The 23,609-nt window shown below is 45.1% G+C and carries 22 protein-coding genes and 1 riboswitch; of the genes, 15 read left to right on the top strand and 7 right to left on the bottom strand.

The features are described from left to right. The first annotated feature begins 30 nt into the window (after positions 1-30). The 8 genes from DFP77_RS15715 to DFP77_RS15680 all read left to right on the top strand — a co-directional run bounded on the left by DFP77_RS15715 (position 31) and on the right by DFP77_RS15680 (position 8,392). Complete coding sequence (locus tag DFP77_RS15715) at positions 31-1,716, top strand: phosphotransferase (protein WP_114413181.1); 1,686 nt, start codon at positions 31-33, stop codon at positions 1,714-1,716. Continuing rightward, entirely contained in the window at positions 1,709-2,635 is a 927-nt protein-coding gene (locus DFP77_RS15710; RefSeq protein ID WP_114413180.1) for a GAK system ATP-grasp enzyme, read from the top strand. The genes DFP77_RS15715 and DFP77_RS15710 overlap by 8 nt, the downstream gene beginning before the upstream one ends. Further along, on the top strand, positions 2,632-3,717 hold the full coding sequence (locus DFP77_RS15705; protein ID WP_114413179.1) for an HprK-related kinase B: 1,086 nt from the start codon (positions 2,632-2,634) through the stop codon (positions 3,715-3,717). The genes DFP77_RS15710 and DFP77_RS15705 overlap by 4 nt, the downstream gene beginning before the upstream one ends. 51 nt (positions 3,718-3,768) lie before the next feature. Next, positions 3,769-5,094, top strand: coding sequence for a metallophosphoesterase (locus DFP77_RS15700; protein ID WP_114413178.1), 1,326 nt, complete (start codon positions 3,769-3,771; stop codon positions 5,092-5,094). 5 nt (positions 5,095-5,099) lie between these two features. Next, positions 5,100-5,369 (top strand): amphi-Trp domain-containing protein, encoded by a 270-nt coding sequence (locus tag DFP77_RS15695; protein WP_114413177.1) that lies wholly within the window; start codon positions 5,100-5,102, stop codon positions 5,367-5,369. Positions 5,370-5,520: 151 nt separating this feature from the next. Next, positions 5,521-7,506: a HAMP domain-containing methyl-accepting chemotaxis protein gene (locus tag DFP77_RS15690; protein ID WP_114413176.1), complete on the top strand. Its 1,986-nt coding sequence runs from the start codon at positions 5,521-5,523 to the stop codon at positions 7,504-7,506. Positions 7,507-7,616: 110 nt separating this feature from the next. Continuing rightward, the gene (locus tag DFP77_RS15685; RefSeq protein ID WP_114413175.1) at positions 7,617-7,862 is read left to right on the top strand and encodes a DUF1272 domain-containing protein; all 246 of its coding nucleotides are present in this window, start codon (positions 7,617-7,619) and stop codon (positions 7,860-7,862) included. A 68-nt stretch (positions 7,863-7,930) separates the two neighbouring features. Continuing rightward, positions 7,931-8,392 (top strand): hypothetical protein, encoded by a 462-nt coding sequence (locus tag DFP77_RS15680; RefSeq protein WP_114413174.1) that lies wholly within the window; start codon positions 7,931-7,933, stop codon positions 8,390-8,392. Between the two features lie 49 nt (positions 8,393-8,441). On the opposite strand, the gene DFP77_RS15675 is transcribed toward DFP77_RS15680, so the two are convergent. From DFP77_RS15675 to rarD, 3 genes are all read right to left on the bottom strand, one after another. After that, entirely contained in the window at positions 8,442-9,248 is an 807-nt protein-coding gene (locus DFP77_RS15675; protein ID WP_114413173.1) for an ATP-grasp domain-containing protein, read from the bottom strand. A 118-nt stretch (positions 9,249-9,366) separates the two neighbouring features. Further along, positions 9,367-9,804 carry a hypothetical protein gene (locus DFP77_RS15670; RefSeq protein WP_114413172.1) on the bottom strand — a complete coding sequence of 146 codons (438 nt, stop codon included), beginning with the start codon at positions 9,802-9,804 and terminating at the stop codon, positions 9,367-9,369. Between the two features lie 218 nt (positions 9,805-10,022). After that, positions 10,023-10,946 (bottom strand): EamA family transporter RarD, encoded by a 924-nt coding sequence (rarD, locus tag DFP77_RS15665; protein WP_114413171.1) that lies wholly within the window; start codon positions 10,944-10,946, stop codon positions 10,023-10,025. Between the two features lie 171 nt (positions 10,947-11,117). Beyond that, a riboswitch (FMN riboswitch) is annotated at positions 11,118-11,280 on the top strand. Positions 11,281-11,395: 115 nt separating this feature from the next. Here rarD and DFP77_RS15660 point away from each other — a divergent pair. The 6 genes from DFP77_RS15660 (at position 11,396) to DFP77_RS15635 (ending at position 18,878) form a co-directional block, all read left to right on the top strand. Then, entirely contained in the window at positions 11,396-12,325 is a 930-nt protein-coding gene (locus tag DFP77_RS15660; RefSeq protein ID WP_114413170.1) for a DMT family transporter, read from the top strand. Between the two features lie 150 nt (positions 12,326-12,475). Beyond that, positions 12,476-13,378, top strand: a complete 903-nt coding sequence (locus DFP77_RS15655) for an EamA family transporter (RefSeq protein ID WP_181858577.1) — start codon at positions 12,476-12,478, stop codon at positions 13,376-13,378. 1 nt (position 13,379) lies between these two features. After that, positions 13,380-14,363: a GlxA family transcriptional regulator gene (locus DFP77_RS15650; protein WP_114413168.1), complete on the top strand. Its 984-nt coding sequence runs from the start codon at positions 13,380-13,382 to the stop codon at positions 14,361-14,363. Positions 14,364-14,507: 144 nt separating this feature from the next. Beyond that, positions 14,508-15,716 carry an MFS transporter gene (locus tag DFP77_RS15645; RefSeq protein WP_114413167.1) on the top strand — a complete coding sequence of 403 codons (1,209 nt, stop codon included), beginning with the start codon at positions 14,508-14,510 and terminating at the stop codon, positions 15,714-15,716. A 188-nt stretch (positions 15,717-15,904) separates the two neighbouring features. Then, positions 15,905-18,055: a dihydrolipoyl dehydrogenase family protein gene (locus DFP77_RS15640; protein ID WP_114413166.1), complete on the top strand. Its 2,151-nt coding sequence runs from the start codon at positions 15,905-15,907 to the stop codon at positions 18,053-18,055. A gap of 4 nt (positions 18,056-18,059) precedes the next feature. Next, positions 18,060-18,878 carry a DUF547 domain-containing protein gene (locus tag DFP77_RS15635; protein ID WP_114413192.1) on the top strand — a complete coding sequence of 273 codons (819 nt, stop codon included), beginning with the start codon at positions 18,060-18,062 and terminating at the stop codon, positions 18,876-18,878. On the opposite strand, the gene DFP77_RS15630 is transcribed toward DFP77_RS15635, so the two are convergent. Beyond that, positions 18,873-19,781 (bottom strand): LysR family transcriptional regulator, encoded by a 909-nt coding sequence (locus DFP77_RS15630; protein WP_114413165.1) that lies wholly within the window; start codon positions 19,779-19,781, stop codon positions 18,873-18,875. The two genes, DFP77_RS15635 and DFP77_RS15630, sit on opposite strands and share 6 nt — an antisense overlap. A 128-nt stretch (positions 19,782-19,909) precedes the next feature. Between DFP77_RS15630 and DFP77_RS15625 the strand changes: the two genes are divergently transcribed. Further along, entirely contained in the window at positions 19,910-20,635 is a 726-nt protein-coding gene (locus DFP77_RS15625) for a sulfite exporter TauE/SafE family protein (protein WP_114413164.1), read from the top strand. A 2-nt stretch (positions 20,636-20,637) separates the two neighbouring features. On the opposite strand, the gene DFP77_RS15620 is transcribed toward DFP77_RS15625, so the two are convergent. The 3 genes from DFP77_RS15620 to DFP77_RS15610 form a co-directional block, all read right to left on the bottom strand. Beyond that, the gene (locus DFP77_RS15620; RefSeq protein ID WP_114413163.1) at positions 20,638-21,489 is read right to left on the bottom strand and encodes an ABC transporter permease; all 852 of its coding nucleotides are present in this window, start codon (positions 21,487-21,489) and stop codon (positions 20,638-20,640) included. Then, positions 21,489-22,337 (bottom strand): ABC transporter permease, encoded by an 849-nt coding sequence (locus DFP77_RS15615; protein ID WP_114413162.1) that lies wholly within the window; start codon positions 22,335-22,337, stop codon positions 21,489-21,491. Before DFP77_RS15615 ends, DFP77_RS15620 begins: the two co-directional genes overlap by 1 nt. A gap of 115 nt (positions 22,338-22,452) precedes the next feature. Further along, a complete protein-coding gene (locus DFP77_RS15610) occupies positions 22,453-23,601 on the bottom strand; it encodes an extracellular solute-binding protein (protein ID WP_114413161.1) in 1,149 nt (382 codons plus the stop codon). Positions 23,602-23,609 lie beyond the last annotated feature (8 nt).

Here is a 23,609-nt window from a genome sequence, read left to right as displayed (position 1 = left end):
TCAAAGGTAAAAGTAGTAGGGAAAAATGTTATGCCTTCAACCCCAGTTGTGGCGACTCTACAAGAGCATGTGTCTTTTCTCTTGCATGAGGTCGAAACACACTGTCATCTCGTTGAGCTTTTTTTTACATCAGGTTCTGTTGAGTTATTGTCGAGCATTCGTGGGCGTCGTGGTTATGTGCAAGCGCTGCGTGAAAAAGCCGATATTGAAACGGCACGTTTATTAGAGCGTCGCAAAGCTCATACCACCTTCCATGCGCAAGTCAGTGGCATGCATACCTTGGTGATCGCCCTTGAGATGTTGACCAAGCATTGTTTCGATTGTGTCCGTGAGGGCACGCTAGAGGAAGCCTACGAGCATCCGACTGGGCCAGAGTGCCGCAAGTTGGTGAAACGTATCAGACGTGCTTTGCGCTTAGTGAAAGTCGGTGTGAGCGAAAATCGTCGACGAACGGGTATCAAGCTAGGCCGACGCACGCATAAGCTACTGGCAAGCTATAACGAGCTGCAAGCGTTAACTTTGCAAGCGAAGTTCGATCTGAGCGATGACCAACTGCGCGCTGCGATTCTAAGCAATGTCAGTGTGAAACGTCTGATAGAACAATTAGGCGTGGTGGCTGAAGCCTTGATTAAAGCGGATCTTGGCCAAGTGGCGACATTGCAAAATTACCCCCATTTATTGGACAGCGCGACCAACCTAAATTATGACCTGCGAGATTTGAAAGTTCGCCGCTTGGCGTTGACTCGCTCTGGCAGTGCGATTGCGGCGATTACTCATAAGGATGAATCTGGTAAAGAGGTGTTGGCGGTTTACAAAGAAGGCGATCGCGACAAGATTGAAGAAGAAGTGGCTGGCGTGAATCAATGGCGCAATATTGATCCTAGATTAGCCCCTAGCGTTCTTTCTCAAACAGGCACATCTCAAATCAATGGGAAGAGCGATGACAGCAATGGGCAATCGTCTTTATTGATCGAACATATTCCAGGAAAGACCTTGGAAGCTTTGTTACTCGATGGTGACCAAGAGGGCACACAAGCCGCGCTAAAAGTCTTATTTAAAACCCTTAATCAAACATGGAAAGCCAGTCTAACGCCGGAGTCTTGTACGGCGAATTTCATGAAACAACTGCAAAAACGCATTGGCGACAGTCGTAAGGTTCATCCTGAATTTTTTAAAGACGAAGAACGCATTTGTGGTTACACCAGTCTAAGCTTTGATGAGTTAGTACGTCGCGTAGCGGTACACGAAGCTCAATGGCGAGCGCCTTTTTCCGTGCTGACCCACGGGGATTTTAACGTCGATAATCTGATTTACGATGACTCGGAAAAACGTGTGTATTTTATTGATCTGCATCGCGCGTCTTACTTTGATTATGTTCAGGATTTGTCGGTGTTAATGGTCTCTATTTACCGCTTGCAAGTATTAAGTGGTGAGACGCGAACACAGATGATGGAAAGCGCCAAAGAGGTGTATCGCTTTGGTCGACGCTTTGCTGCTCGCCAACAAGATGCCACGTTTGAGGTGCGCTTAGCCGCCGGGCTAGCCCGTTCTTTTGCGACTTCTACACGCTTTATTTTTGATAAAAAACTGGCTTCTCGAATGCATTTACGTGCTCGCTATTTGCTGGAGCGCTTAGCAAAGCTGTCGTCAGAAGAACGCACCACAGAACAAGCCCAAACATTTACCTTACCGCTTAAGGAGCTTTACGTTGAATAAGCCGAAAATCGGGGTCATTGGCATCCCGGGAAAATGGTCCACAGAAGTATTGGCGGATCGCCTTGAAGAGCGAACTGGCTTTCGTGCTGTGATCGATATGAGCCAAGTTGAGTTGCGCTTAGACACCAATCAATTGATGTTTCAAGACTTAGATTTGATGACGCTAGACGGTTTGATCATCAAGAAGATCAGCGAAGTCTATGCGCCTGCCACAGAAGACCGTATTCATTTGTTGTCTTATGCAGAACGCGCTGGCGTCAAACTGTTTAGCCCAACTCAAAGTGTGGGTAATTTGGTAAACCGCTTAAGCGGTACTCTGGCGTTGCAGCAAGGCAACATTCCTATGCCGAAAACGCGCATCACAGAGAACCCAGAACAAGCTTTTGCTACAGTGCGAGAATTTGGCTCCGCGATATTAAAACCCCTCTATTCCACCAAAGCCCGCGGCATGATTATGTTGACCGAAGACGACAGTGACGAATTTGTTCGCAACGCGTTGGAAGAGTATCGTCAGAGTCAGTCCATTTATTATATACAGCAAACGGTGAAATTAGATGGTCGAGATTTAGGCATGGTGTTTGTTGGCGGTGAATACCTTTGTACTTATGCGAGGGTCGGCAATAAAGACTCTTGGAACACCACGATTAACAGCGGTGGCAAGTATGAGAAATTTGAGCCTGATGCCGCGTTGATTGACTTAGGTCGCCGCGCCCAATCTTGTTATGACCTGAGTTTCACTACCGTAGATATTGCCCTGACCGATCAAGGTCCAGTAGTGTTTGAAGTGTCGGCTTTTGGTGGCTTCAAAGGCGCTTTAGAAGGTTGCGATATCGACGCCGCCAGTGTGTATGCGGACTATATTTTGCGAGAATGTGTTGTACAAGAAGGCGTATTGCAAAAGAAGGAGATGGCATCATGATTAAAACCCTATTGAACTTGCCCCATGTAAACGAAGCGCTAAGTCATTGTGACGAAACGATTCGACTTCACTTTGCCGACTTATCGGTTATCGTGCATTCCAATGAAGGCATGTTGTTAGCTGGTATTGCTGATTATTATCGTAGTTATTTGAAGGCCGAGGCTCACACCACAACGTCTTTGAACTTGTATGTGATGGAGCAAAACGTCGTTGGCGATGAGCTTGATTGGTTAAATGTGCCACGTGAAGAAGGTAAACAAGGCCGTAAAGAAGGTTATCTTGATGTGGCTGGTGGACGTTGGATTAAAAAGTTCAAAACCGGTATGGCGTTTTTACAGCGCCCAGATCATGCGGTTGCTGTGGGGCCCTGCGCCTCTAACTTGGCACAAATCATCAACTTCATTAACAATCAGTTTTTGAATCATTACTTACGCGAAGGCTTCACCTTGGGCCACGCGTCAGCGTTTTGTGTAAACGGCCAAGCCACTGCCATTGCTGCTGGATCGGGCGGTGGCAAGTCCACCTTGATGCTGCGTTGTCTGGAAAATCCTGAGCGTGATTTTCTCACCAACGATCGCATTCTGTTTAAAAAGACTGAGCAAGGTACGCAAACCATCGGCTTGGCTAAACTGCCGCGAGTAAACCCAGGTACCTTGTTACATGCCGAGCGTTTACGTCACATTTTGCCAGAAGCGCGCCAGCAAGCCTTGCGCCAAATGCCGCAAAGTGAGCTGTGGTCTTTGGAAGAAAAATACGATGTTCAAATCGAAGATGAATACGGCCCAAACCGTGTTTGCCTGGCAGGGAACTTGTCTCGTCTCATTATGTTGGACTGGTCATTAGATAGCTCTGAGGCGACACAATTAGAGTCGGTTGATTTGTCGTCTCAGGCCGAAGTTATCGAAGGGTTGCGTAAACGTCCGGGGCCGTTTTATCAAGATCAGAGCGGTGAGTTTGCCGACCTAAACGCCATTGACTCTGTGGCGCACTATTGTAGTGAACTGGCGAATGCCGACGTTTATCGACTCACTGGCAAGATCGACTTTGATCGTGCTTATGAATTAATCGCTGCGTTGGACTGAATGCCACGCGCCTGATTAATGGCTCTTTTAATAGAAAAGGTAACCAATACAATGCAAAGCCCCATCCCAACCGTCACAGACCGCCCTCATCATGCTGACATTATCGCTCGCTTACCGAGCGAGTGGACCGCTTGGCCTCGGGATGAAAGCTCGGTGAATAGTCATGTTTTAGAAGCAAGCAAAACGCCTTCTTTATTCAAGAAAAATAGGCTGCGCTGGCCAAAACGTTCCGTGGTGTTTATTTCTGATCCTCATGCGGATGCAGTCGCCTTTGAAAATTCCTTGATCGCGGCAGGCGTGGCAGAGCGCAAGAAAAAATCGGGCTTGGGGCATCTTTCTCTGACCAAAAAAGGCAGGCAGTCTGAGATTATCGTCGGTGGTGATTGCTTGGACAAAGGGCCGAGTAATCTTGAGTTACTGCGTAGTGTCAAACAGCTTTATAAGCTAAAAGCGCGGGTGACTTTATTGGCTGGTAATCATGATTTACGGTTACTGATGGGCTTGTTAGCGTTGGCGCGTAAAAAAGACGTGGGTAACCAGCATTTTTTCGTGCGCATGGGCAAAAAAGTTGTGCCGCTGTTTCGTGAAGTCTTCGATGAATATTTAGCGGATACGAAATGGGATAAGAAAATTCCCGATGAAGACGAGTGTCGAGAGTTGTTATTCCCAGGAGATGACTGGTTTAAAGCGTTCCCATTTCACGCGGCCGGCTTTTTGACTGCAGAAGGCATCGACCGTGAAGTGCGCAAGATGGAATCGAAAAATCACAGTTTCGAGAAACACTGCTTGTCGGCTGGATTGAGCTTACGACAAGTGTATGCGACCTCATTGAAATGCCAGCAGTTGTTTTTGCACAAGAAGGGCGAATTCAATTGGTTTTTCCGCAAGATGGAGTTGGTCGCCAAGCGTGGTTCATTCTTGTTTTTGCATGCCGGTTTAGATGACAGCATGGGGCAAATGCTACTGAAAAGCGGCACCAAGTATGCGAATAAAGCCTTCCACCAGAATTTGAAGCGTCGTGACCTGTTTAGCTTTTACTACAGCTCTATAGCCAACACGTTTAGAACCAAATACCGTGACGCCGATCTCCCATTGACTCATCGAGGCGTTAAAGCCATTCACAAAGCCGGTATTCATGTTGTGGTACAAGGTCATATCAACCGCCAGCAAGGCCAGCGTATTACTATTAAAAAAGGCTTGGTGCATGTGGAAGCGGATATCACCTTGGACTGTCACTCTCGAACAGCGGAAGGGTTAAAAGGCCACGGTATTGGTGCGACCTTGATTGGTAAAGACACTGGCGTTGTTGGGCTAAGCTGCGATTACCCGACCGCAAAAGTCATTTCGGCCGAAGAACTGCAAGGAATCTACGGATAAGCATTATGAAATCGAAAACAGAATTTAAATACGAAGCCTTATTGGATGCCGACGATATTCAAGATGTCCTAAAAGCCCTGTCAAAAGGTTTGTCGAAAGGCAAACTGGAATTCAGCGAAGAAAAAGAAGGCTCGTTAACGCTTGATCCAAAAGGTCTCATGCGTCTTAAGGTGCGTGCTTATGAAGATGAAGACAGTCAACAGTTCGAAGTCAAAGTACGCTGGGAAAAACACCCTAAGCGTCTTAATAAAACAGCACCTAATATATTGTCTTGATGCTGTTCACCCTCCCAAAGAGCGCTTTTGTTTGGATAAAAGCGCTCTTTTATATGCATTACAAAAAAATACAAGTCCTTTCTTTTTTTTTGCACTTTTTGTTCTATATTCCATGTTGGAACTCTCCATTTTCAATATGAGGTAAAGGAATATGCTCTCATTCTCACAAAAGTTATATCTAGGTTTCGCAATTGTTATTGGCCTTTTAGCTTTGGTTGGCTCGACGGCATTTTTTGCACTCGACAAGGCATCGAGTGGTTTTGATGAATACCGTTCTATGGCAAGAGCGACGAATGCAGTTGGTCGAGTTCAAGCAAATATGTTAATGGTCCGTATGGACGAAAAAAGCTACATAGCAACCGGAAGTGAAAAAGATAAAGAGGCATTTGACTATTACTGGGGTAAAACTCAGACACTCATCGATGAAGCAGCGATAGACCTTAATTCACCCGAAGACTTAAAAACTATTAACGAGCTAGAGGTGTCATTGACTAATTACTCTAATGGCTTTGAGGAAGTGGTGAATCTAAAAACTAAAAGAAACGAGTTAGTTGAGAAAGTTTTAAATGTTAAAGGCCCGATGATTGAGAGAAACTTAACTGAAATACTGATTTCAGCGAAAGAGGCTGGCGATGTTACTGCAGCTTTTCATGCATCGTTTGCGATGAGACATTTGTTGCTAGCGCGTTTGTATGTCCTGAAGTTTCTAGAGTCGAATGAGCTTGATGCCTTTGAAAGAGTGAATCAAGAAGTGGTTAACCTTAATACGGAAATACAGACACTAAATCGAGAACTACAAAACCCAGCTCGTCAGGCCTTATTAGAAACTGTTTCTCAGGACATGGCGATCTATAAGCAAGCCTTTGATCAGACAGTCTCGGTTATATTAGATCGTAACGCGATTGTGAATAATACATTGAACCCAATCGGTAATGTTGTGACTAAGATGACAGAGGACTTGAAATTATCTATTAAGAACGAACAAGATTTACTTGGGCCTGAATTGACCGAAAGTAATGAGTTGGCTGTCTTTATTATCGAAATCTCTGTTGTCATTGCCATCTTATTAGGTGCTGTCATTTCTTGGTTGATTACTCGTGCAACCACGTCGCAATTAGGTGGCGACCCAGCTCTGGTCACGAAAGTTGTACGAGGAGTAGCAAGAGGCGACTTGGAAGTTCAGTTACCAGATAATAATGAACAAGAAGCAAGTTTATACGCAGCTATTCGTGTCATGGTAGCAAGCCTGAAAGATAAAGCGGTTTTAGCTCAAAAAATCGCCGATGGGGATTTGACGGCAAAAGTGGTTTTGGCATCAGACAAAGACAGCCTTGGGCAAGCCTTGCAAGATATGGTGAAGAATTTAAATACGATTCTCATGGATATACAGAATGCAGGCGATCAAATTGCTGCTGGCAGTTCACAAGTATCAATCTTTAGTCATTCTCTTGCTGAGGGCGCGACTCAACAAAAAGACAACTTGCAGACGATTTCGGCGGCATTGGAACAGTTGTCAGTGCAAACCAGTGAAAACGCCGAAAGCGCTAAAGAGGCGAATCTGCTAGCGGATAAAGCTCAAAAAGCGGTCGTTGAAGGCCAAGCACAGATGCGAGAAATGATTACAGCGATGAATGAAATTAAAGGCGCTGGAGAAAGTATTGCTGGCTTCATTAAGACGATTGATGAAATCGCCGAGCAGACCAATTTACTGGCGCTTAATGCGGCGATTGAAGCGGCAAGAGCGGGCGAGCAAGGACGAGGCTTTGCGGTTGTAGCGGATGAGGTGCGAGGCTTGGCATCTAGAAGTACCGGCGCCGCGGCCGAAACGGCGAAGTTGATACAACTATCATCATCTAAGACCGCAAATGGTGTCGCTATAGCCGAAAGCACAAATAAATCGCTTCAGGCCGTGTTTGACGGCATTAGTGAAACATCGGTTATTGTCGCGAAGATCGCCTCCGCCAGCGGTGAGCAAGCATTGGCAGTGAACGAAGTGACCGAAGCGATGGCATCGGTTGGTGACGTTGTTGAGTTAAATGCAGCGGGTTCTGTTGAAGGTGCGGCCGCAGCAGAAGAATTGAGTGGTCAAAGTGCGGCGATGAAACAAACGATGGCGCGTTTTACCCTGGCGAGTTGATCGTTAATTAGCTATTTTTGGTTTATTGTTCGCCACCTACATTATAGGTATGGGTGGCGTTTCAATACTTTAGATAGTTATTTTTTCGAGGATACAGAAGGGGGCTACGCATGCTAGCGCTAAGACCAAATTGCGAGTGTTGTGATAAGGATTTACCACCGTCGGCTGAAGATGCCATGATTTGCAGTTTTGAATGTACTTTCTGTGTCGACTGCGTTGATACGAAGCTTCCTAATAACCGCTGCCCAAACTGTGGTGGTAACTTAGCCTCAAGGCCTATTCGCCCCGCCAATAAACTGGAAAATAACCCTCCTTCTTCAGAGCGCGTTATATCTGATTGTCCCTCAGTTGAATAGTCTTTATAGTAGTAATCAGTATTTGATACTCATTACTACTATAATTATAAGAAACGAAAGGGCTAAGTATGTCTAGATACCTAGTTTTTATGGTTGGGCTACTGTGTTCGCCTTCCTTAGTATGGGCTGCGAATCCGTCTATCAACGAGCTGAATTCCTGTGTGGCTTTGGTCGAATTTGTTGATTCCAAGCTGGATGACTACGCAAAGAATTATGCTGAAGAAGACATACGCGCTGTTCATACTGGATTATCTTCCTACCGTGATTACCTTCAAGAGGAAGTAATTACGCCACGACTACTTAATATGTATGGTGGTAACGCAGGCCAGGCAAAACTGATGCAGACACTGTTTGATCGACAAAAGAATACATTTGCTTCGCATCTCAATGAACGCTATTCCGAAAAGAAGCTGTTTACCGAATATGCCGCTGCGATTAATGACTGCACGGCCTATACTCGTATCAAGCCTGAGGTCGTCAAGAAGCTTAATCTTGCTATCACCGCTATGATTAGGATGCAAAACCAATAAGCAAATCGGGTTGAACCTCGTCCCTTATACTTATTGGTTTATGTATGTTTTAAAAGCCGCTTGGTTGATCGATTAAATTAGCCACTGAAAGCAGATGTTGTTCATTTAAATAGCTGAGTAGTTCTGTATTAACATCGTGTTGAATATTGGGTAACCCTTGATTGCCAAATATACGATTTATTTCAATAACATATGGGACTGAGCCGACCATGGCAATGTCGAATCCAGCATGATTGATGTCTAGCGATTCTGCTAGATAGGTGACAAGGTCTTGAGCTTCTTTTGGAATTAAGCCCATTTCTACTTGGCCACCTTGGCTGATGTTGTTGTGAAAGCCATTATCCGATTGTAAACGCCAATAGCCACTGACAATCTTATTGCCCACCCAAATAACGCGCATATCTCTGTCTATTGGTAAATATTCCTGCACATAAAGCACGTTAGTTTGATCGATATATTCACGCCACTGCCCTATGGTCTCAATCAGAAACACGCCTTTACCCATGCTGCTACGTGGGACTTTAGCCACAAAAGGCGATGGCATTTCTTCCCAAATTTTTTCCGCTTCATAGGGGGTGTTTGCTGCAATAACGGTATAGGGGTGTTGCATGGGCACAATAGTGCGGAAAGTTCGCGTCATTTCGACTTTATCGTGGCCAATCATGTAAGTGGCAATACTGGGAAAAATACGCTTTTTAAGCCCGTGAACTAAGGCATTAAGTTGCCAATACTGAGGGAAAAGTAGCCAGTCGGCCTCTTTAATCTCATCTAGATGTTCATACATAGATTCTGGTTTTATGTAGCGAACCTGGGGTAAATGCAGTGTTCTTAGGGCGTCAAAAGATATGATTTTCATTATGTAATAATCAGTAACTAAACATGCCGCGATTGTGAGGCTTGATGATTAAAAAAGAAACAAAAAATCACCACAATCAGAGACAAAAGCTCTCTTGATATACGCCGCTTAATTTTAATTAATGTTCACGGGGGGCATATTTAAGAAAAATACCAAGAGACATCAGCAGGAACCCTGCACTAGCAACTATCGCTACTGGATAGTACAAATTGCCTGCCATGTCGAGCTGGCTGTATTTGATCACCATAATCAGACCTTCTAGTGCCATAGCAACACAAACTGTGCCGATAAATCTGGGCAGGGTTCGTCTTAATAAAACTATAACGTCATGCTCATTATCACTGCCGTATTCTTTGTTGATCACCATAGCCAATTCAAATACCGCAATGGCGATTATGTTTGAATTGATAACCTTAATGATGGCTTGGGTTAGGCTTTCACCATGGTTGAACTCATTGATTGCACCAGCGAAGCTGGCAATGACAACAAAACCAGAAAGGGTAAAAAAGATAGTCGAAAATGTTTTGGCAAAAAGTTTTTGAACATTAACGTTCATGGTAAGAATCCCACTTATTTCAAGATGATTCTTACAATAGGGGTTCTCGAGTTAATAAATAGACTAATCAATAGGTTACCGCGAAGCTTCCTCATTGATGACATGGACATTTCAGTCTTTACGAATGATGATTGTTGGCTGAAATGCGGTTAGTAAAAAAGAAAAAGCTGTCAAAAAGAGCGAAGCCAGTTGAATTTGTATTCGCTCTTTTTAGCTGGCTAATTGGAAGAATTAATCGTGTTTTGATTCAGCATCTTGGTTGCTTTGGCTTTACGAAGTCGTCGTACTGAGTCAACGATCAGCATAGCAAGAGCCGACCAGATCAATACAAAGGTCGTCAGTTTTTCTGGACTAAGTGGCTCGTCGTACAAGAACACCGCTAGAAAAAACATGCCTGTTGGACCTATATATTGGAAAAATCCAAGTGTCACCATACTGACTCTGTTCGCTGCTGCTGCAAAGCACATTAGTGGAACCATAGTTACCGGGCCAGCCGCAAACAGTAGCCAATTAACATTCGCGCTATTCTCAAACATGTTGGCGCTTGGTGACGGGCTGAGTACCAAATAAGCAAGGGCTAAAGGCAGCATAATGGCTGTTTCAATTGCCATACCGGTAAAACTATCCACAGCAATTTTTTTACGTACCAAGCCATAAAAGCCAAAGGTAATAGCGAGGATTAAAGCGATCCAAGGTAAAGAACCAAATTGAATCACTTCAAATACCACTGCACAGAAACATAAAACGACGGCGGCTTTGCGAACTTTATCAAGTTTGTCTTTGAAGAAAATGACACCTAATAAAATACTAATGAGTGGGTTTATGTAATAGCCCAAACTAGCACTTAGCATTTTGTTATTTTGTACCGCCCAAATAAACGTCCCCCAATTCAAGCCAATAAGAAGTGTTGATATCAGCATGGCCATTAGGGTTTTAGGTGAGTTTAAGACCTTCTTTAATGCGTCGGTGTAACGTAATAGGATTATCAATACAAGCACAATGACGCAAGACCAAATCACTCGATGGGCAAGAATCTCTGTCGCAGGAACAAACGACATTTCCTTAAAATAAATCGGCGCAATGGCCCAAAGCGTAAAAGCCGTTAACGCGTAAAATATGCCGCTTCTAGAAGAGGTATGCATTGACGTTTTCCTATTCAATGAATGTGTATTTTTGAGTAACGAGTGTATAGCAATACTGAGTATTTGGTCAGGAGTTTGTTAAATATAAAATGGAGTATTTCATTATGATGATGGCTGTACTTATTGCCTAAGTAAAAAGATGGGTTTAAAGTTAACGCATTAATTTTACTTAATCGAACTTCGGGGCGGGGCGAAATTCCCCACCGGCGGTGATTTGACAAGATTGAAGAATCTATCAACAGCCCGCGAGCGCTTTGTTTATTATGAACAAAGGTCAGCAGATCTGGTGAGACTCCAGAGCCGACGGTCATAGTCCGGATGATAGAAGTCGACCAAGTCTTTGTTGTGTCTGATGCTTTTCAGGTGCTTCTGAGCTGCGCATTATCGTGTGTAGGTCTTGGTATATTCCTCATCACCCCTGTTCATCTTGATATTTGGAGAAACCAAAGATGGCAGGCACATTCTTTATTATGATCGCGTGTTTCACGTGGGCACTTGATACCTTGATTCGTTACCCTTTATTGGGGGCGGGTTATTCCACTCTGCAAATAGTCCTAATCGAACACCTTACCTTGGTGTTGTTTGTCGCACCTATGCTGTGGCGCTATCGCCATGTTTATCGTCATATGTCGATAAGTGGTTTTTCGTGTTTGTTTTTTATTGGCGGTATAGGTTCTGCCATGGGTACATTGGCGTTCACTGAAGCTTTTCATTATTTGAACCCAACGGTCGTTATCTTACTGCAAAAGCTGCAACCAATCGTGGCGATTTTATTGGCTTACTGGTTGTTGAAAGAACGTATTGAAGGGCAATTTCTACGTTGGGCGGCAGTGATTTTACTGGGCAGTTTTGTGATGATGTGGCCGGATTTACGCCAGCTAGGTGATGCTCAATGGCACTATTCTAGTGACGTAAGCAGTATTATGAAAGGCTATGGCTATACCTTGATTGCAGTTATTGCTTGGGGCGCGGCGACGGTGTGTGGTAAATATTTATCCCATCAACATATGCCGGCCAACGCAATTATGTCGGGTCGTTTTGTGGCTGGGTTATTGGTGTTATTACCCATGGCGTTGGCGCAGTCTGATGGCTTGAAAGTGATGACCTCTATCGATTTAAGCTTAGTGGTGGTGATGGCATTGCTTAGTGGATTTATCGGTATGTGGTTCTACTACCAAGGTCTAAAAACAGTCCCCGCGCAACTTGCTACCTTGGCGGAACTGTCCTTCCCTGTCTTCGCCGCCGCGATCAACTGGCTATTCCTTGATATGGGGCTAACTGGCTACCAAATCATAGGCGGTTTAATGCTTATCCTCGGCAACATCGGATTGCGCATGAAAGAACTGAGAAAGGCTGAGTTAACGGCCGTGGCTCAATAGTTTTAGCTGTTTTTCCTCAAATGGCCTGATAGATATTCTTTCAGGCCATTTTGTTTTACGCATTGTCCTTTTTGACCCTACGGCCTGTCCTCGTTTCTCGTTAAACGCCTTTTTATAATGCTTATATCAAATTTATTGGTGGTAGGCATTATGACGTTCAAAGACAGTATTTTGGCTCTGGTGATTATCCTCGCTTGGGGATTAAACTTTGTGGTGATTTCTTTTGGCCTTGGCGAAGTGCCGCCTTTGCTATTGGGTGGACTGCGATTTCTAGCGGTGGCGGCGATCGGGTGTTTGTTGGTGAAACGGCCTAATATTCCGCTAAAGTGGTGGTGTGTGTATGCGCTACCAATGGGTTTTATGCAGTTCGCCTTTTTGTTTATGGCGATGGCAAATGGTATGCCCGCGGGACTGGCGTCTTTGGTGTTGCAGTCTCAGGCGTTGTTTACCATGGTGTTTGCGTTGGTCTTTTTGAAAGAAGGTGTGAAGTTTCATCAAGTGTTGGCGATTGCTTTAGCGGGCGGTGGTTTGCTGATGATTGCTGTGGTGTCTGGCGTCAGCGATATGACGTTGTTTGGGTTTATTCTAACCTTGTTCGCCGCAGCGAGCTGGGCGTTGGGGAATATTAGTGCTCGCACTATGAGTCAGAAAGGCTACGCAGTGAATGTGAACCTGGTTATTTGGAGTGCTTGGGTGCCGCCATTGCCTTTCTTTGTGTGCTCTTGGTTTATGGAAGGGCCTGAGTTGATGTATTCAGCTTTGATGAATATTAGTTGGGTGTCTATTGGTGCTCTGGCTTATCTTGCCTTGGTGGCGACTATTTTGGGTTATTCTTTGTGGGGATATTTGATGGGCCGTTATCCAGCGAGCCAAGTTGCACCCTTGACCTTGGGTGTTCCTATCGTGGGTTTGACCTTTGCAGCGATAATACTGGATGAAAGCCTGTTACCACTTCAATGGATCGGTGTGTGTTTTGTATTGATCGGTCTGTTGGTTAATACTTTTGGTGTTCGGCTTTTCGATCAATTCAAAACAACCTTCAAAGAGGTATAAGGTGTCGGTGATAACTAAGATTCAAGTTTATTTTATTATGATGCCGAATAGTGTTTTGCTGGATACGATTGGCCCTGCGGAGGCCTTTCAATATGCAAATCGCTTTGTAGCTGGGGCCGAACCTTTGAATCAGAGACAATTTGAACTGCATTTTGTTGGCCCTGAAGTAAAGGTCGAAAATACCTTGGGGTTAAATATTCAAGTTGAACCACTACCTGATGTTATAGCGGTGAATAGCTGGGTTGTTAGTACTGGACTGGCGGGCGATCTAATTGATTTAGATACGCCTGCTATGGAAGCAACGATAGGTTGGTTAGCTCAACAGGAAAATTATATTGGTCGCTATATTAGTATTTGTGCGGGGACTTTATTATTTGCAAAAGCTGGGCTTTTAGCGGGTCGAGCCTGTACGACTCACCATATGCATTTAGACGAGTTGCAAGCCATAGAATCGACCGCCAAGGTGTTGGGTAATCGATTGTTTGCCGTGGATGGCTGTTTTTATAGCAGTGCTGGCGTAACGGCTGGTATTGATTTGGCTCTGTATCTTATACAACAGGAATTTGGCGCAAATTGTGCGAGTCAGGTCGCACGTCATATGGTGTTGTTTTCTCGTCGTGGCCCGAATGATCCTAGTCAATCTCCATGGCTAGAAAACCGCAATCACTTTCATCAAAGCGTACACCGAGTGCAAGATGCGATTCAGGTAGACCCTGCACGTAATTGGTCATTAGAGAGCTTAGCAGCCGTTGCCCAGTGCAGTCCGCGTCATCTTGTGCGTCTGTTTAAAGAAAGCGCCGGTGTAACGACACGGGAATATATCCATAAATTGCGCCTCGCTTTAGCGATGCAGTTTTTGCAAAGCACCTCTTTGCCAATAGAGGAAGTCGCAGAACGTTGTGGTTTCGACGACCCAAGACAATTTCGTCGTCTTTGGGCGAGGCAACATGAATTTCCTCCTTCGCATTATCGAGCGAAATACTAAGCCTTTCCTTACTCTAATTATAAATATCTGCCCCTCTTTGGTGCTTTTTGCTTTAGAATAACGCCTATAATTTGTCCGTAAGGTCAGCTTTTAAGTGCATCTTTTTAGTCGATGGCTTAATTTTCATTCTAATAAGGAAGCGAGATGCCAAACTCCTCTTTTCAATCATCAACCACCGAGCCGAAAACTCAATGGTTAAACGTTATTTTGCTGTGGGTGGCGGGTATTTCGGCGGCCATGCAGTTTGCCAAGTTTTCTGTGTCGTTTGATGGTTTGCTGGAGCATTATCAGATGGGCGCGACGTCAACGGGCGCGGCGCTTTCCGCAGTGGGTATTGCCGGATTGGTGTTTGGTGTGTCGGCGGGCATGATTGCCAGTCGAGTGGGCTATTTGAAGGTATTGGTGGGCGCTTTGCTGCTAGGCGGTTGCTTGTCTTTGATTCAATCTACATTACCACATTTTAATCTATTGTTTGTGACCCGTATGCTGGAAGGCTTTTCTCAGTTGGGTGTGGTTGTCGCTGCGCCCACTTTGATTGCTAAATTAAGTGCCCCGCAACATAAGTCTTTGACCATGGGGATTTGGGGGACGTTTTTTGGTGTCGCGTTTGCGTTATGCGGTTGGGCTGGAAAGAGCATTTTAGACCAATACGGTTTGCAGACATTGTTTTTGAGCCATGGGCTTTTTATCACCGCAATCGGTGTGGTGTTGTTTTTCAAGCTAAGAAAAAATCCGGTTTTGGACTTGGTACCAGTGACAGAGATGCAAGACGGTTTTATTAGGCAAATGATCAAGATTTATCAGAACCCTCGTGCTTTGCTGCCAAGCTGTGTGTTCTTGTTTTATACCTGCACTTTGGTGTCTGTGTTGACCTACGTGCCTGGTTTGATTGGCGATTCTACATTGCAGAAGCTGATGATGGTTGTGTTGCCACTCATTAGTACAGGCGGTACTTTTTTAGCGGGTGCTATTGCGCAATATCTCATGCGACCACAGCGTGTTGCTTTGATGGCGTATTTTGGCGTTGCCAGCAGTGCGGTAGTTTTGTCATTAATCAGTGGCTCGGCTGAACTGTTCTGTGTTGTGGTTGGTGTGATGGTGTTGTTTCTAGGAATGGTACCTGGCTCTGCGCTAGCGATGATTCCCACTCTGGCTCGCAACCCAAGTGAGCAAGCGCAAGGTTATGGCTTACTTGCCCAGTTCGGCAATATTGGCGCAACGGTTGGGCCTCCGGCGTTTGCAACGGCAATTGCAGTTTATGGTCTTTCTGGCTTGGTCGTGTTGGTCTTGTGCGTTTGTTGTTTTGGCGTGTTGTTTAGTCTTTTAGCAGGGCGTATAAAAGCCGTTTTATAAACCGCGATTTATTCTTTTGGCCGTGTTTGCTTTAGTCAGGCGCGGCTTCGTTTTCTGCTCTCTGTGGATTATTGAAAAAATAATCCTTCTTGCTGTAATAATTCCAGTCTGTATTCTGTCTAACTACCATTAACGAATTGATTAATTGTATTTTCCCCGAGTCGCAAGGCTCTTTCGGAGTGTGACTAATGAAAAAAATTGGATTGCTGGTACTGATTGCGGCATTGGCAGTGGGCTTTTTCTATTTTGATTTGCACCAGCTATTAACGTTAGAAGGCTTGAAATCGGGCTTGGTACGATTTGAAGAGTGGCGTGCAGTCAGTCCGTTCTTAGTGGGTGGAGGGTTCTTACTCTTATACGTCATTGTGACGGCGTTGTCTTTGCCTGGTGCGGTGATTATGACGCTGGCGGCTGGTGCCTTGTTTGGTTTGTTGTGGGGCACTGTGATTGTTTCTTTTGCCAGTTCCATTGGCGCGACCTTGGCTTTTCTTGTATCCCGTTACCTGTTGCAAGACACAGTACAAAAGCGCTTTGGTGATCGATTAAAGGCGATTAATGAAGGAGTCGAAAGAGAAGGTGCGTTTTATTTATTTACCCTTCGTCTTGTGCCTCTTTTCCCTTTCTTCTTAATCAACTTATTGATGGGGTTGACGACGATTCCTGCTTTAACTTTTTACTGGGTAAGCCAAGTCGGTATGTTCGCAGGCACTCTGGTGTACGTCAATGCCGGAACTCAGCTTGGCCAATTGGAGAGTTTGTCGGGCATTTTGTCACCGTCTTTACTGTTGTCTTTTGTCTTGTTGGGTGTGTTTCCGCTTATGGCCAAGAAAATTGTCGATCTGGTGAAAGCGCGCCGTGTGTATGCTGGATTTAGCAAACCAAAATCCTTCGATCGAAATCTGATTGTCATTGGTGCGGGTGCTGGTGGCTTAGTAAGTGCTTACATAGCAGCGACAGTAAAAGCCAAAGTCACCTTGGTCGAAGCCCATAAAATGGGCGGTGATTGCTTAAATTATGGTTGTATTCCGAGTAAGGCGTTGATCAAAAGTGCGAAGGTCGCACATCAAATGCGCCATGCTGAAAACTATGGTTTGAACAGCAGTGAGCCGACGTTTTCGTTCAAAAAAGTCATGCAACGAATCCACGATGTGATTGCGACAATTGAGCCTCACGATAGCGTTGAGCGTTACAGCAAAATGGGTGTCGATGTGGTGCAGGGTTACGCCAAGTTGATTGACCCTTGGACGGTAGAAATTCAACGACATGACGGCGACACGCAACGTTTGACGGCGCGCAGTATTGTGTTGGCAACCGGCGCTCGCCCTTTTGTGCCGAATCTGCCAGGTTTAGACGAGGTGGGTTATTACACCAGCGATACCATGTGGGACGCCTTTGCTAAGTTCGATGAGCCGCCGAAGCGCCTTGTGGTTTTAGGTGGTGGCCCGATTGGTTGTGAATTAGCGCAGAGCTTTGCTCGTTTAGGGTCCAAGGTTACACAAGTGGAACGCTCGGCTCGCATTATGGGGCGAGAAGACGAAGAAGTGTCTAAGCTGGCACAAGAAAGCCTAATTCAAGATGGCGTGATTATGCTGACTTCTCACAGTGCCGTACGTTGTGAAAAAGAAGGCGATGTGAAGCGTTTGATCGTTGAGCGTGATGAGCAAGAATCGGTCATTGAGTTTGATGCGCTAATTTGTGCGGTTGGCCGCGAAGCGCGTCTGGAAGGTTATGGTCTAGAAAATCTGGGAATTGAAACCAAAGGCACCATTGTCACCAATGATTATTTGGAAACTCTTTACCCCAATATTTTTGCCGCGGGCGATGTGGCGGGCCCTTATCAGTTTACTCATGTTGCCGCTCACCAAGCTTGGTACGCGGCGGTGAACGCTTTATTTGGTACCTTTAAAAAATTCCGTGTCGATTATCGAGTGATTCCTTGGACCACCTTTGTTGATCCTGAAGTGGCGCGAGTGGGCTTGAGCGAGCAGGATGCCAAAGATAAAGGCATTGCTTATGAAATGGTGCGTTACGAATTGGATGACTTGGATCGCGCCATTGCCGATAGCGCAGCAAAAGGCTTTGTCAAAGTGCTGACGGTGCCGGGCAAAGATAAGATCTTGGGCGTGACCATTGTTGGCGAACACGCTGGGGATTTGTTGGCAGAATTTGTACTGGCGATGAAACATGGTCTTGGCCTGAATAAAGTCCTCGGCACGATTCATACTTATCCAACATGGGCGGAAGCCAATAAATACGCCGCAGGGGAATGGAAACGCGCCCACGCACCGCAAGGTATTTTGAACTGGCTGGAAAAATACCATGCTTGGCGTCGAGGTTAATGCGATGAAAACGCTTCGTTTATTGGTTTTAACTTTATTGAGTGTCTCCTTCGCTGGCCTGTTCAGCTCTCAGGTGATCGCGGCAAATACCTTCGATCACAGTCAATGGGATGCATTGCTAAAACAGCATGTGTTGCCGCTCAATGGCGGTCAGGCAAGCCAAGTGGATTATCAAGGCTTTGCCGATGATAAGGCGCAACTGGATCGCTACTTAGCGGATTTGTCTCAAGTAGCGACCCCTGAGTTTGATGATTGGCCGAAAGACGAGCAATTGGCGTTTTTGATTAATGCTTATAATGCGTGGACAGTAGAATTGATCCTGACAGAGTGGCCGGATTTGGATTCGATTAAAGATCTCGGCAGCTTTTTTAGTTCGCCGTGGAGTAAGTCTTTTATTCCGCTATTGGGTGAAACGCGATCTTTGGATGATATCGAACATACCTTGATTCGTGGTTCAGATCGTTATCAAGACCCACGCATTCATTTCGCGGTGAATTGCGCGAGTATCGGTTGTCCTGCGCTTCGTAATGAAGCTTATACGGGCAAGCGTTTAGATGCTCAGCTAGACGAACAAACGCGACTTTTCTTGCAAGATCGCAGTCGAAATCGAATAGATAATGGCAAGTTAGCGCTGTCTTCTATTTTTAAATGGTATCGAGAAGACTTTGAAAAAGGCTGGCAAGGCTATGCGTCGTTGGAGCAGTTTTTAGTTGATCACGCCACCGATTTGTCTTTAAACCCAGAAGAGATTCAGAAGCTTAAAGACAAGGATATGAGCATTCGTTTCTTAGATTATGATTGGGCATTAAATAAAACCTTATAGATCGTTTTCTGTGTTGTTAGAAAAGCCTTTCATCATTTCCCAGAATGCGTTCGCTTGCGAGCTTTGGGTTTGATGGCGTAGACGAATCATAAAAATGGGCAGCTGATTCTGTGAGGTAAAATTCTCCACTTCAATCGGCACCAGTTGTCCGTTACTCAATTCTGCCTGAATGCAATGCTTCGGCATGCGTGCCCAACCAAGTCCGTGCACCAAAAAGGTTTTCTTCGCTTGAAAATCGTTTACGTACCAGCGTTTGCCTGTTGGTAAAACGTACCTATGGCCATTTTCTGAGGCGTTGGCCGTGGTGTCGTTGACCAAAATTTGGGGAATGGCATAAAGAGATTGTTGCTTGATCTTGGTGTCGCTTGTGTTGAGCGTGGCGAGTAATTCTGGACTAATTACGGCGATCATGGTGATTTTATTCAGTTCGATAAACGCATGTCTGTCATCGAGACCGTACCTTGGGCCAATGGCGATCTCGCATTTGTTCTTGGCGAGCTTTTCTTGCACGCCATAAAGGTGATCTGTGGTGATGTCTAAGGCGATATCCGCGTGCTGGCGCTGAAAGGCTTTGATTCGTGACATGCAGTCATTGTCTAACGCCATTTGACTTAAACAGAGATGAAGTGGCGCTTCGGTGCCTTGAGCAAGGTCATGACCTAGGTTCTCCAATTGCAAAACTTGTGACATGAGCTTTTGGCTTTGCAAAAAGAAGGCATGACCTTCGGCGGTCAGCGTAGGCCGGTAACTGTTACGATCAAATAATAAAATCCCGTATTGCTCTTCTAATGCTTTTACTGCCGCACTGATTCCAGGCTGAGTTTTGTGGATGGCGTCTGCAGCGGAACGAAAGCTTCCGGTTTCAACGACGGCAATAAAAGCTCTGAGTTGGTCCAGTTTCATAAGCCTCACACTTGATCAATATTTATGATCATTATAATAATTAAACGAGATTATTTATTGTTCATTAATTGCCGTATTATTGCACGCATAAAAACGAGTTATCTCGTAAGTTATTTGAAGGAGAAAACGTGGATATTACGGTTATTGTGTTGTTTTTAGCGGGTTTAATTACCGGCTTTTCTAAATTTTCTGTTGGCGGCATGGGGTTGCTGGTGTTGCCCATTGTGATGATTGCTGTCCCAGGGCCTGAGGCGTTAGCCATTTTATTACCTCTGTATATTATTACCGATATTATGGCGGTGTTTAGCTATCGATCTAAAATCGCTTGGTCTGTGTTAGCGCGCTTTTTGCCTTTGGCTTTTCTCGGGGTGTTTGTCGCCAGTCATTTCCTTGCGAACATTAATGCGGAACAGTTTGTGAGTTTTCTTGGCGTGATGATACTTGCCATGATTGCGCTAGGATTGTATCTGGATTACCGCCCAACCTCTTTTATGCAGAAGCCGCTCGCGGCTTATTCTATGGGGTTTATTGGCGGGATTGTGACCATGATGGCCAACGCAGCGGGACCGATATTTAGCCTGTTCCTATTGGAGCAAAAGCTGGATAAGAAGACCTATGTCAGTACCCGCGCGTGGGCATTTTTCATTATTAACGTGGTGAAGCTGCCATTTTATATCAGCCTTGGCTTGCTCTCAGTCGAGAGCACAAAAACCAGCTTATACGCAGTGCCTGGATTGGTGATAGGTTCTTTCATCGGTTACCACGTGTTAAAGAAAGTGAACCCAATCCAATTCAAATGGCTAATTCGAATTATGTCGACTGCGGCTGCCTTAAAGCTGTTTTTGTTTTCATAATGTTACTTGCCTAGTTTAGATAGCATCTCAGGTTTCATAAATTTGTGAATGATGACCATAAATAGGATGGACGGCACAAGAAGAATTAATGCGGTGATTGAGGCTATCTGATAGTTCCCTTCCATACTGGCGGTGTACAGCAAAAGTGGTAATGTGCTGATATTCGGCGAACCAACAAAGAAAGTGCCGGTAAATTCGTCTAGTGACTCTAAAAAGACAAAAATACAGCTGGCGATAAGCCCAGGTGCGGCTTGTGGCAATACAATATGAAAGAAGGTGTAGAAAGGTCCAGCCCCCAGATTCCGTGATGCGCGCTCTAGCATAGGGTCAGTCGATGAAAATGCCGCGACACTGATCCAGATAGAAAACATCAAACCATGAACACTATGGACTATGATCACACCTGGTAAGGTACCGTTTAAGCCAAATTCATAAAACAGCCGAGCGATGTTCATGTACACGGTTAAGTTTGGAAATGCTTGAGGGATTAAAAACAGTAACATCCAAAAAATACGCAATGGCATACTGCGTTTGGAGAGTGCATAACCCGCCGGTATTGAGACGATCATACAAACCACCACAGTTAATACCGCAATCAGCAAGCTGGTAAATAATGAACCAGATACATCGCTATAAGGATTAAATACTTGCTGCCAATATTTGAATCCCCATTGGCTTGGCAGCGCATGAGGAAAGTACCAACTCTCCGTTACGGTCCAAATCAGTAAGTTCATGATAGGGCCAAATAACGCCAGTGCCAGCAATAAGATAAAGACACATTGTAGCCAGAAGCTGAATCGCAAGGAGCGAATGTTGAACTTGTCTAGCAAGGCTTTATGTTGTGGATAAATCATCAGTTCGCCCCTTTTTCTTTAAGATTTTGGCGCAGATAAAACCAAGCCAAACCAGCGCAAATACAGTAAGACACCAAACCTAGCGCGTTCGCTACGTGGTAATCGCCATAAGAGTTGATGCGGAACGCCATGTCCGCCGTCATCATGGTGGGTGAACCTGTGCCTATCATCAATGGAACGGATAATACGGACATCATGGTGACAATGGATAACACCATGGCAACGCCTAAGGTCGGAATAATTTGTGGCAAGATAATCTGAAATAGAATACGCAAACGTGACGCGCCTAAATTACGAGCGGCACGGATTTGAGAGTCGTCCAAGGCGGCCATGGCGCCAGAGATTAACAAGGTCGAAAAGGCTAATTGCTTCCAGACAAAGGTAATAATGATGCCGCTCCAGCCAAGGAAAGACACGGTGTCCATGGGTGTTAGCAAACCAGAAGCGACAAAGGCATTATTCATTAAGCCATTTTTCGCCAAAAAGGTGCGCATCATTTGCGCGGTGACGATAAAGGGAATGAATAAAGGCAAACGATAAAGAAAGGCCAGTGTTTTCGTTAAAGAACGAAAAGGCGATAAAGTAATCAAGGCGGCGATGGTGATGGATAATACCGCTAAAATGGCGACCGAAATCAACACAATGATAATGGTGAAAAAGATGTCGTTTGAGTAAAGCGCAAAGGCTTTGTTTAAATGGCTGAGAGTGACGCTGCCATCATCTAATGTAATGGCTGAATAGAGCGAAAAGCACAAGGGATATAAAAAGAAAATACCGACCATGAGCGCGGCTGGGGCGATTAACCAAAGAGGGTTCTTTAGTAGATGGCGTGATGTCGTTTGACGCATGTTTATTTCCAATGACCAACACAAGAGAAAATGGCCCCGAGCAGCTTAATATAGGGAATGCGTGCTCAGGGCTTATATTGAGCGATTACTTCGCTCAGTGATTTAGCTCACAAAACTAGTTAGAAACGTTTCGCTCGTAGCCTTCTTTGATGTCATCAAAGTACGGCCCAATCGGGAAGCTTTTGCCATATTTGGATAAATCGTTCGGTGTGATTTCTGCGAACAATTTTTCCCATGTGGCTTTATCCAGCTTAGCTTCTACATAATTCGCATCAATGCCTGGATACCAGTTGAACTGCTTCACAATGCCGTTGGCTTGAATTTCTGGGCTGGTGGCTAACTCAATGAACTCGCGAGCCAGTTGAGGGTGCGCAGCTTTGGTTGGCGTCACGTAGTACATTGGTTGTCCCGGCATACCTGGTGCAATCAAAGAGAGTTTAAGCGATGGTGGAATCTTGCCTTGCTCTTTCCAGCTATAGAACATGTCGACCCAAACTGGCCCCATAAAAATCTCACCACGGTTTAGCATGTCTAACGTGCCTGCGTTGCCTGGTGTGAAAGTGATGTTCTTGTTGAACTCTTTTAGTTCGGCAAAGGCTTTGTCCCAAGAAGACTCAACACTTTTGTCGTACGGCATGGCAGACAATGTATGAGCATCTGTACCATAAGCGTAAATCCAACCGGTTACGAAGCTCACGCCAGACATGCCGTTTTTAATGCCGTTGTAGCCGAAAGATTTAGGGTGTTTTTGCGTCCACTTAACCAATTCGTCATAAGATGTTGGTGGGTTTGTAACGAAATCACTGTTATAAGCGATGGCCGTTTGGGTATGAAACATAGGCATAACGTAACCATCAACATCGATGCCTAGGGCATTTTTCGCACTGTCTCGGGACACCATTTTGCCAGTGTTAATATCACTGCGATACTTTGCAAGCAGTCCATCTTCAACCAATTCGCCACCAATTTTTTGGTGTACAACGGCCACATCAATGTCCCATTTATCCATACCGCTGTCATTTTGCGCCGATAGCTTTTCCATAATTTTGTGGGAGCCCGCATCACCTGGGCCTGTACCAACTACGTTGACTTTCACACCTGGGTGCGTTGCTTCAAATTTAGGAGCAAGGTAGGTTTTTACGTAATCCACCATGTTTTGACTGCCGGCAGAAGCCACGTTCAGTGTGGTGTCTGCGTAAGCAAAAGTTGAAAATTGAGTAAGGCCGACAGCGGCAATTACGGCGATATTCGTTTTAGTAAACATGATTCATC

Origin of the sequence: Marinomonas foliarum (assembly GCF_003337275.1) — a bacterium.
GTDB lineage: Bacteria > Pseudomonadota > Gammaproteobacteria > Pseudomonadales > Marinomonadaceae > Marinomonas > Marinomonas foliarum.
The sequence above is the reverse complement of the archived record's forward strand: the minus strand, read 5'-3'. Positions and strand labels throughout refer to the sequence as shown.